The sequence below is a fragment of the Roseateles sp. GW821-FHT02E12 genome, from assembly GCF_059421665.1.
Window position 1 is genome coordinate 2,291,596 of record NZ_JBWKVK010000001.1, and the last position, 9,583, is coordinate 2,301,178.

8 protein-coding genes are annotated in these 9,583 nt (G+C 67.6%); 5 read left to right on the forward strand and 3 right to left on the reverse strand.

The window, feature by feature from the left end:
- Window position 1: 1 nt before the first annotated feature.
- A complete protein-coding gene (locus AC07V5_RS10745) occupies window positions 2-1,387 on the reverse strand; it encodes a peptidoglycan DD-metalloendopeptidase family protein (RefSeq protein ID WP_495115637.1) in 1,386 nt (461 codons plus the stop codon).
- A 224-nt stretch (window positions 1,388-1,611) separates the two neighbouring features.
- Here AC07V5_RS10745 and tyrS point away from each other — a divergent pair, with 224 nt between their 5' ends.
- From tyrS to AC07V5_RS10760, 3 genes are all read left to right on the forward strand, one after another.
- A complete protein-coding gene (gene tyrS / locus AC07V5_RS10750; protein WP_495115638.1) occupies window positions 1,612-2,838 on the forward strand; it encodes a tyrosine--tRNA ligase in 1,227 nt (408 codons plus the stop codon).
- Window positions 2,839-2,977: 139 nt separating this feature from the next.
- Entirely contained in the window at window positions 2,978-3,493 is a 516-nt protein-coding gene (locus AC07V5_RS10755; RefSeq protein WP_495115678.1) for a DUF6622 family protein, read from the forward strand.
- 137 nt (window positions 3,494-3,630) lie between these two features.
- The gene (locus AC07V5_RS10760; protein WP_495115639.1) at window positions 3,631-3,822 is read left to right on the forward strand and encodes a hypothetical protein; all 192 of its coding nucleotides are present in this window, start codon (window positions 3,631-3,633) and stop codon (window positions 3,820-3,822) included.
- A 16-nt stretch (window positions 3,823-3,838) separates the two neighbouring features.
- Here the strand turns inward: AC07V5_RS10760 and AC07V5_RS10765 are convergent, their stop codons facing one another.
- Both AC07V5_RS10765 and AC07V5_RS10770 read right to left on the reverse strand, forming a co-directional pair.
- Window positions 3,839-4,003 (reverse strand): DUF3309 family protein, encoded by a 165-nt coding sequence (locus AC07V5_RS10765; RefSeq protein ID WP_495115640.1) that lies wholly within the window; start codon window positions 4,001-4,003, stop codon window positions 3,839-3,841.
- A 147-nt stretch (window positions 4,004-4,150) separates the two neighbouring features.
- Window positions 4,151-7,453, reverse strand: coding sequence for a S41 family peptidase (locus tag AC07V5_RS10770; RefSeq protein ID WP_495115641.1), 3,303 nt, complete (start codon window positions 7,451-7,453; stop codon window positions 4,151-4,153).
- Window positions 7,454-7,595: 142 nt separating this feature from the next.
- Between AC07V5_RS10770 and AC07V5_RS10775 the strand changes: the two genes are divergently transcribed.
- On the forward strand, window positions 7,596-9,128 hold the full coding sequence (locus AC07V5_RS10775; protein ID WP_495115642.1) for a DUF4331 domain-containing protein: 1,533 nt from the start codon (window positions 7,596-7,598) through the stop codon (window positions 9,126-9,128).
- An 11-nt stretch (window positions 9,129-9,139) separates the two neighbouring features.
- A complete protein-coding gene (locus AC07V5_RS10780) occupies window positions 9,140-9,415 on the forward strand; it encodes a hypothetical protein (RefSeq protein WP_495115643.1) in 276 nt (91 codons plus the stop codon).
- The last annotated feature ends 168 nt before the right edge of the window (window positions 9,416-9,583 follow it).

Sequence of the window (9,583 nt, forward strand, 5' to 3'; positions counted from 1 at the left end):
CTTATTCAGCCGCGGAGACGCCGTCCATCGTTTCGGCGACTGCCAGCTGGGTCTTGACGCTGGCGACGGTCTGCAGGAACTGCGACCGGGCGTAGTTGGGCAGCGTGATGGCCTCGGACGCGCGGGCGATGGCGCGCGGGTCCATGTGGCGGCCACCGACGCGGAACTCGAAGTGCAGATGCGGGCCGGTGGCCCAGCCCGTCGAACCGACTGCGCCGACGCGCTGGCCTTGCTCGATGCGCTGGCCCTTCTTCACGTCGATCTTGCTCAGGTGGGCGTAGACCGTGCTGCGGTCACCGGCATGGCGAACCTGTACGACATTGCCGAAGCCGTTCTGCCAACCGGCCATCTCGACGGTGCCGTCGCCCACCGAGCGTACGGCCGTACCGGTCGGTGCGCCGTAGTCCACGCCGTTGTGCTGGCGCCAAGTCTGCATGATGGGATGGAAGCGCATCGCGAAGCCGGACGTGATGCGCGAGAACTCCATCGGGCTGGCCAGGAAGGCGCGGCGCTTGCTTTGGCCGTCGAAGCCGTAGAAGCTGGCCTTGCCGCTGGCGTTGTCCTTGAAATAGACCGCCGAATAGGTGCGGCCATTGTTCGTGAACTCGCCGGCCAGCAGGCGACCGACGCCGCCGTCCCAGGTGATGGGCTCGCCGTCGGCCGTCAGCGTCTCGTAGACGATGCTGAAGCGGTCGCCCTTGCGCAGTTCGCGGTGGAAGTCGATGTCGCCCGAAAACATGTCTGCCATCTGCGAGGCAATGGCGTCGGGGATGTTGGCGTCGTCGGTGGCGGCGAACAGCGAGGTGCGGATGCTGCCGCTGCCCAGCGCGATCTGCGCCTGCAGCGGCGCAGTTTCCGTGCGCGCGATGAAGCGCGCGCCGCTGCGCTCAATGCTCAGGCGGGTGAAATGACTACCCTGCTGCTCGACCTTCTCGGCCGGGAAGCGCGCGACGATCTTCTGCACCTGGCCCGAGGCGTCGGCCGTCAGGTGCACCATCTTGCCGGCGCGGCCCTGGAAGATGCGGCGAGCCAGCGGGTCGGCGCGCAGAAAGGCGGCGGCGGCCGGGTCAAAGGCACCGGCTCGCTTCAGCAGGCTGTCGGGCGTGTCGCTGGAGCGCGTGGCTTCGGCGCGGGCCAAGCCGATGCTGTGGGCGGCGAGTTCGTCGAGCTGGGCTTCGATGCTGGGCGGGGCCAGCATCTCCACCAGTGTGCGCTTGGGCAGCTCGGCGGCATCGGGGGCCAGCGGCGCAATGCCGAAGGCGGTCACGGCAAAGCAGCTCAACAGGCCGACGACGGTGGCAGTCAGCGAGCGCGGATGCCGGGCGGCAAAGGCCTCGGCGCGCTGCAGGCTGGCTTGTACTTGCTGTAGTCGATTCTGAACGGTCACTCTCGGTTTCCCGGGGTTGTCGCTGGGGCAATCCCGGCCGAGCCGGTTCCACGCGCAGGCCGCTCGTGGGCGGCCCTTAAAATCCCTGGATTGGTTGTGTTGAAACAACACCCCCAAAACGAAGGGTGAATTCTAACGGCTTTGTCCTACCTGGCATGCCGGTTAACCCCGATGGATCAATAACTTAACGTTTCGCCCGGCTTGCAGCCGGGCGCCGATGCGCCATGTCCGACGCTCCGAAATTCCCCATCACCGACGCCGTCCTCGAAGCCCTGGCCGTCACGCGCCGCGGCGTGGATGAGCTGCTGCCGGAGGCCGAGTGGACGAAGAAGCTGGCCCGCTCGGCCGCCACCGGCGTGCCGCTGCGCATCAAGCTGGGCCTGGACCCGACGGCGCCCGACATCCACGTCGGTCACACGGTTGTCTTGAACAAGATGCGCCAATTGCAGGACCTGGGTCACCAGGTCATCTTCCTGATCGGCGATTTCACGTCGCTGATCGGCGACCCCTCCGGCCGCAACGCCACCCGGCCGCCGCTGACCAAGGAGCAGATCCAGGCCAACGCCGAGACCTACTACGCCCAGGCCAAGCTGGTGCTGGACCCGGCGCGCACCGAGATTCGCTACAACTCCGAATGGAGCGAGCCGCTGGGCGCGGCCGGCATGATCCAGCTCGCCAGCAAGTACACGGTGGCCCGCATGATGGAGCGCGATGACTTCACCAAGCGCTTCGCGGCCCAGACGCCGATCTCGGTGCACGAGTTCCTCTACCCGCTGATGCAGGGCTACGACTCGGTGGCGCTGAAGAGCGACCTGGAGCTGGGCGGCACCGACCAGAAGTTCAACCTGCTGATGGGCCGCCACCTACAGCAGGAATATGGCCAGGAGCCGCAGTGCATCCTGACCATGCCGCTGCTGGAGGGCCTGGACGGCGTCGAGAAGATGTCCAAGTCCAAGAACAACTACATCGGCATCACCGAGCCGGCCAACACCATGTTCGCCAAGATCTTGTCGATCAGCGATGTGCAGATGTGGAAGTGGTTCGAGCTGCTGTCCTTCAAGTCGCTGGCCGAGATCGCCGCGCTGAAGGCCGAAGTGGCCGGTGGGCGCAACCCGAAGGACGCCAAGGTCATGCTGGCCAAGGAGATCACCGCGCGCTTCCACAGCGCGCAATCGGCAGACGCGGCCGAGGCTGACTTCAACAATCGCGCCAAGGGCGGCATCCCGGACGAGATTCCCGAGGTTCAGCTGAGCGGCGCGCCCATGGGCATCGCCCAGGTGCTGAAGGCCGCCGGCCTCGTTGCGTCGACGGGCGAGGGCCTGCGCATGGTCGAGCAGGGCGGCGTGCGCCGCGCCGGCGAAGTCATTGCCGACAAGGGGCTGAAGCTCGACGCCGGCGAACACGTGCTGCAGGTGGGCAAGCGCAAGTTCGCGCGGGTCTTGTTGAGCTGAGCTTCCGGCGCGGGCAAGACAAAGGGAGGCTCGGCCTCCCTTTTTTGCGCGTGATCGGCCGGCCATTCGCCGCCGCTCGCTGGCGATTCCCGATGCTTCCTGTCGATTCGTCGCAAGCCGTTCGCCTGGCCGTCGAGGCATCCGCACAGTCCGGGCATCGCAACCCAACCGAGTGCCCCAAATGACTGCTTCCCTCCCTGTCTGGCCCTTCGTCATCCTCGCTGGCCTCGTGATGCTGGGCTACCGCCAATCGCAGGACCGTGTCGTCCAGCCCGGAACGCTCGCCAAGGTGGCCCTCGCCATGGTGGCGCTGTCTCTGTTTGGCGTCACGGCGGCATTCGGCACCAGCGTGGTTCCTGTGCTGGCGTGGGCGCTGGCCTTCGCCGCCGCCATCCTTTTCGGCGGTCCGGCGTTTGCTCCGCGCGGCCTGGCCAAGGAAGGCGCCGCCGTGCGGATGCCCGGCAGCTGGGTGCCGATGGGCCTGATGCTCGGCATCTTCATGACCAAGTTTGGCCTGGGCTTCGCCGCCGGCATGGGCGCCCATGTGCTCCAGGAGGTCTGGTTCGGCGCCGCGGTGAGCGCGATCCTGGGTCTGTTCAGCGGCGTCTTCGCGGCTCGGGCAACGGCGGTTCATCGCTTCGTCCGCAGCGCCTGAATTCGCCGGAAAACCCAAAAGGGAGCCCGACGCCTCGGCATCAACTCCTGGGCGGGCGGCGGTCCGGCACAGCAAACAAGTAACGCCCACATCGCTCGGTACAAGTGGCATATTCCGGACTCGGCCCGGGAGGCTCCATGCCCAGTCCACTGCTGCAGGCGAATCGTCGTGTCTTGACTGCCCAACGCATCTACAGCGCCGCGCTGGCGCGATTGCGCCCCGGCGATGCGGCGTCGATGTCCAGGCTCAGCAAGGCGTCCTATGTGCTGGGCCTGGCTCGCGAGCGCTACATCCAGTTGGCCAAATGGCGCTCGCGCGTGCCGAGCTGAGGACGGGTGGTGGCGGTCACAGGCGGCCCATCAACAGCAGCACCACAACGATCAGCAGCACCAGGCCTAGCCCTCCCGTGGGCACATAACCCCAGTCGCGGCTGTGGGGCCAGGTGGGGATGGCGCCGACCAGCAGAAGGATCAGCACGACGAGAAGAATGGCACCGAGACTCATGGTCATCTCCTGAGTAGAGGCCGGCGCTGGAGCGCGCCCTGGCCTGTGTGCACTCTCCTCGCACGCCCCTTGGCGGCACGTAGGACTCGGCCGAAGCTGTCGTGAGCGAACGTGCTGTGCAAAACAAAAGGGAGGCCGCGGCCTCCCTTGTTGTTACGGCTTTACCGGCCGCAGATAAGGCCCGGGCTTGACCTCTTTCACCGGCTCGGCGGCGATGCGCCGCTTCAGCTCGGCCAGCGCCGCATCCAGTTGCGCGTCCTGCCCCATGGCGGTGGCGCGCGGCAGGTTGTCGACCTCGATGTCCGGTGTCACGCCCACGCCTTCGATGAGGAAGCGGCCCTCGGCGTCGATCTGACCACTCTCGGCGGCGCGCATGATGCCGTTGTCGAGCAGGCGGTTCTCGTCCGACAGCCACACCCCCGCGCCCGAGCTGCGCTTGCCGATGACGGGGCCGAGCTTCAGGCGCTTGAAGCCTTCGGCGAAGGTCTCGCCGTCGGAATAGGTGTCCTCGTTCATCAGCACGACGGTGTGGCCGCGGTAGACGTTCTGCATGTTGGCGTAGACCGGCGCGCCGGCCGGTGAGCGCGTTTGCCAGAAGGCCCAGGCGCGGCGCAGCAGCTTCTCCAGGATCCAGCTGTCGATGCTGCCGCCGTTGTTGTAGCGCACGTCGATGATGAGACCGTCGCGGTCACTGGCGGCGTAGAACTCGCGCACGAAGTCGGCGATGTCGGCCGAGCCCATCGCGCGCAGATGCACATAGCCGATGCGGCCCTGGCCAGCCTGCTCCACCGCACGTGCGCGGCTGAAGCGCCAGTCGTTGTAGCGCAGCTGGTTCTCACGCGTCTGCGCCACCGGCGTGACGATGCGCTGCACCGTCTTGCCGTCGGCCTGCTTTGCCTCGATGAGGACCTGGCGGCCGGCTTGGCCGCGGAGCAGCTCCAGCAGATGCGGTGCATCGGCGGTGGGGCGGCCGTTCAGCGTCGTGATGACGTCGCCCACCTTGAGCCCCAGGCCCGGTGCTGCCAGCGACGAGGCCTCGGACGGCAGCTCGGGATCGGCCCTGTAGATGGCGTCGATGCGCCAGCCGTCCGGCCCCCGCGAGAAGCGTCCGCCCAGGCCCGCCAGGCCGGGTTCATCCGGCGCCGGCCGCGTATCGCCCGCACCGACCTGGCTGTGCAGGGCGCCGAGTTCGCTCGCCATCTGCGCCATCAGCTCGGCCAGCTCGAAGCGGTCGGTCACGCGGTCCACCAGCGGCTCGTACTTGGCGCGCACGGCCACCCAGTCCACGCCATGCATGTCCTTGTCGTAGAAATAGTCGCGGTGCATGCGCCAGGCGTCGGCAAACATCTGCCGCCACTCGGCACGCGGCTGGGTCGCGATCTGCCAATCGCTCCAACGCACCTGCAGCTTGGCCAGCTCGGCGGGCAGCTTGGGGGCGGCGTCGACGATGAGGATCTCGGGCGCGGCGTTGGCGGCCTGGTTACGCACCAGCATCAGCTTCTTGCCGTCGGCGCTGATGTCGTAGTCGCGTACGTCGCTGGCCAGGATCTCGGCCGGGCCGCCCTGGTTGTCGACGGCGATGGACTTGAGCTGGCGTTTCCCCTCCAGGTCGCGGTCCAGGAACCACAGCCGCTTGCCGTCCGCGCGCAGCGTGCGGTAGCTGCCGGCGGGCACGGGCAGCTCGTAGAGCCGCTCAGCCAGGCCATCAAAGGCGATGGCCGGCTTGCCTTTGGGTTCGGGCTTGTTGGCGCCGGCCTTCTTGTCCTCGGCGCGCTGCTCGTCCGCCTTCTTCTCGGGGGCGGACTCCAATTCGTCCTTGGCCGCAAACGGCGAGCGCAGGCCCGGCTGCAGGGCCAGGGCGTAGAGCTTGCTGCGAAAGCCGAAGAACGGCCCGGTGTTGCGGTCGCCCCAGGGGCCGTCGCTGCCGGCCATCGCAAAGTTGCGGTTGGACGCGAAGTAAAGCCACTGCCCGTCGGGGCTGAAGGCGGCGCCGGCGCTGTCGTAGCGGTCGCTGGTCAGCGTGTGCACGCGGCCATCGGCTGTGCTGTAGAGCTGCAACTGGCTGCGGTCGGCGTGGCGCAGCGACAGCGTCCAGGCCAGGGCCTGGCCATCGGGGCTCCAGGCCTGCAGGTGCGGCGGGTCGCCGAGGCCGCTGCGGGCAATCTCGCGGGTTGTCTTGGCTTTGAGGTCAGTCAGCCAGATGCGGCCTTCCTTGTCGGTGTGCGCCAGCCAGCGGCCGTCTGGCGAGGGCAGCAGGTCACGGCGTTGCGTCGTTGTGCCGCTGGTGATGCGCTCGGGCTGGCCGGTGCCGTTGGCGGCGAAGCGCCAGACCTCCGTCTCGCCGCTGAAGTCGCACACGGCGAAGACGCTCTTGCTGTCGCTGCTGAACTCGCCCTTTCTGCAGCGGCCATCGGCCGGCTGCGGCAGCTCGGCGCGGCGCAGCGTCTGCACGCCTTGCGTGGCGAGATGGCCCCGCGCGGCCAGCAGCACGCGCTCGCCGTTGGGCGCGAACGCGGTGTCGGTCAGGAAGTCCTGCGGCTTCTTGATCCAGCGCTCGCGCTGCTGGTCGAAATCGCCACCCAGGCTCACGTCCAGCTTCTTCGGCGCGGTGCCTTGCGCCAGGTCGCCGAGGTCGACGAGGTAGAGGTCGGCGCCCAGCGCGTAGACAACGCGGCTGCCGTCGATGGACGCGTGGCGGATGTCCCAGCCCTTGTGCGTGGTGTGCTGGCGAAGATCACCGCCTTGCGCATTGACGGACCACAGGTTGACCGTGTCATCGCGGTCCGACAGAAAGGCGATGCGCTCCGCACTGCCGCTGCGGTAGGGCAGGGGCCGGCGGTCGTTGTTGCCTTCGGCGATCAGCGGCTTGGCCTCGGATTTTTCGACCAGGTCCAGCGACCACAGCCGTGCGATGGCGCCGCCGCGGTACTGGCGGGCGTTGTCGTTGCGCATGCCGCCGCTGCGGGTGAAGTAGAGCGTGCGGCCATCGGCGCTCAGCGCGGCGTCGCTGGCCTGGCCCACGGGCAGCTGGCGGCGTTGTCCGGTCTTCGCGTCGATGGCGAAGAGCTGGCTGCCGGGGCGAGCGTCCAGGCTCGTGTAGAGAATCTCGCCGACCGCGCTGAAGCCCCAGACGCGCATGCCACCGCCCTCCCAGGTCAGGCGCTTCGGCGGGCCGCCGGCAACCGGCATCAGGTAGATCTCGGTGCCGCCGTCGTACTGGCCCGTGAAGGCCAGCCACTGGCCGTCGGGCGACACGGCGGGCTGGCTCTCCTGGCCGGCATGCGTGGTGAGGCGCTGGGCTTCGCCGCCGTTTGAACCGACTCGCCAGAGATCGCCCTCGACAACCAGATAGACCTGTTCGCCATGCAGTGCAGGCTGGCGATAGAAACCGCTGGTGCCGGCCCAGGCGCTTGTGGTGCACAGGACCGCGAGTGCGGCGATGGTGAAGCGGGGCATGGGGGTGATCTCCTCGGAAGCGGCGGCATTGTGTTGCTAGGGGGTCGCGATGCGATTCGTCACGCCCCGTGCATCCACGCGGCATGTGGCGGCGTAACAGCACCCAGATGCCAAGTCGGTATCGCCTCACAGGATGCCCCCCATGAAAGCTCGTTTGACCCATAGCGCCTTGGGCGTGGCGCTGCTCTGCCTCGCCTTCGGTGCCCAGGCCTCCAGCCACCGCGAAGCCCCCTTCATCACGACCGTGCCCAAGGTCGACGCGACGGACTTCTACATGTTCAACAGCTACGAGACCGGCCGCGCCGGTTACGTGACGCTGATCGCGAACTACCAGCCTCTGCAGGACGGCTATGGCGGCCCGAACTATTTCTCGATGGACCCGAATGCGCTGTACGAGATCCACGTCGACAACGTGGGTGACGCCAAGGAGCACGTGACCTTCCAGTTCCGCTTCAAGAACACGCTGTCCAACAGTGGCGCCGGCACGTCCCTGAGCGTGGGCGGCAAGATGGTCGGCATCCCGTTGATCCAGTCGGGCGCGGTATCCAACGTGAAGGACGCCAATCTGCAGCTCAACGAGAGCTACACGGTCACGGTGGTGCGCGGCGACCGTCGCAGCGGCACGGCCCAGGCCGTGGTGCACGCTACCAGCGGCGCGGCCAGCTTCGACAAGCCCGTCGACAACATCGGCAAGAAGACCATCGCCGACTACCCGGCCTATGCTGCCAAGCATGTCTACCCCATCACCATCCCTGGTTGCAGCACGACGGCCAAGGTCTTCGTCGGCCAGCGCCAGGACCCGTTTGCCGTCAATCTCGGCACCATCTTCGACCTGGTCAACGCACCGGTCTCCGTCATCACCGACCCGTCGCTGATCAATGCGGCGCCCAACACCATCGGCGACAAGAACGTCACCACGCTGGCGCTGGAGGTCCACAAGGACTGCCTGAAGTCCGCGACCGACGATGTCATCGGTGGCTGGACGACGGCCAGCCTGCGCCAGGGCCGTCTGCTTGATCCCAAGCCGGGTTCGGGCCACCAGACCAGCGAGAAGCCCGGTGGTGCCTGGGTGCAGGTCTCGCGCCTGGGCATGCCCCTGGTCAACGAGGTCGTCATCGGCTTGAAGGACAAGGACAAATTCAACAGCTCCAAGCCCTCGGGCGACGCGCAGTTCGCGGACTACGTGACCAACCCGACGCTGCCAGCACTGCTGGAGATCGCACTGGCCCTGCCCAACACGGCACCGACAAACTTCCCGCGCAATGACCTGGTCACCACCTTCCTGACCGGCATCAAGGGCGTCAACCAGCAGAAGACGATCACCGCCTCGGAGATGCTGCGCCTGAACACGGCCATCGCCGCCGTGCCCTTCGCTCAGCAGAATCGACTGGGCATCGTCGGCAACATCCTCGCCGCGGGCAATGACAACGCCGGCTACCCGAACGGCCGCCGCCCCAAGGACGACGTCGTGGACATCTCGCTTGTCGCCGTGATGGGCGGCCTGTGCGTGGCCAATGGCGATACCGACAAGCTCGGCTTCGGCGCGGCCTGCAAGCCCAGCGCGGTGCCCCTGGGCGCCACGAGCTTCAAGCTGCATGACGCGGTCGACCAGGCGGTGGTGCCGTTGCTCAGCGGCTTCCCCTACCTCAACACGCCCATCCCGGGCACCAAGTGAAGGAAGCCGCCATGCTGACCCGCAACACCGCCGTGGTGGCCGCCGTGGCCGCCCTCCTGTTGGCTGCCTGCGGTGGCGGCGATGACCCCATCGTCATCGTGTCTCCACCGCCGCCACCGCCACCGCCGCCCGTCATCACCTCGGTGCCCGACAGCGCCGTGGCCTCGTCACCCGCGCTGGTCAGCTACCTCAAGGCGCAGAAGACCGACGACGAAACCGGGGAGGCATTGACGCTGCCGACGGTGGCTGTCGCGGTCAGCGAGACCGAAGAGCCCGTGACCTTGTGAGGCGCCTGCTCGCGCTGCTGCTGGCCGTCCCGCTGGCGCTGCCATTGATGGTCTCGGCCGAGCCCTTCGTCCCGAAGGGTGACGCCGAGATCGTTCAGCGCCTGCCCTACCGCATCGACGCGGCCGAGGGCCAAAGCAGCAAGGCGATGGCGCGCGAAACGGGGCAGC

Bases quoted from the DNA above. Each gene is read 5' to 3' on its own strand.
- tyrS (WP_495115638.1), top strand. From the start codon at position 1,612: ATGTCCGACGCTCCGAAATTCCCCATCACCGACGCCGTCCTCGAAGCC.
- AC07V5_RS10760 (WP_495115639.1), top strand. From the start codon at position 3,631: ATGCCCAGTCCACTGCTGCAGGCGAATCGTCGTGTCTTGACTGCCCAA.
- AC07V5_RS10765 (WP_495115640.1), bottom strand. From the start codon at position 4,003: ATGACCATGAGTCTCGGTGCCATTCTTCTCGTCGTGCTGATCCTTCTG.
- AC07V5_RS10770 (WP_495115641.1), bottom strand. From the start codon at position 7,453: ATGCCCCGCTTCACCATCGCCGCACTCGCGGTCCTGTGCACCACAAGC.
- AC07V5_RS10775 (WP_495115642.1), top strand. From the start codon at position 7,596: ATGAAAGCTCGTTTGACCCATAGCGCCTTGGGCGTGGCGCTGCTCTGC.
- AC07V5_RS10780 (WP_495115643.1), top strand. From the start codon at position 9,140: ATGCTGACCCGCAACACCGCCGTGGTGGCCGCCGTGGCCGCCCTCCTG.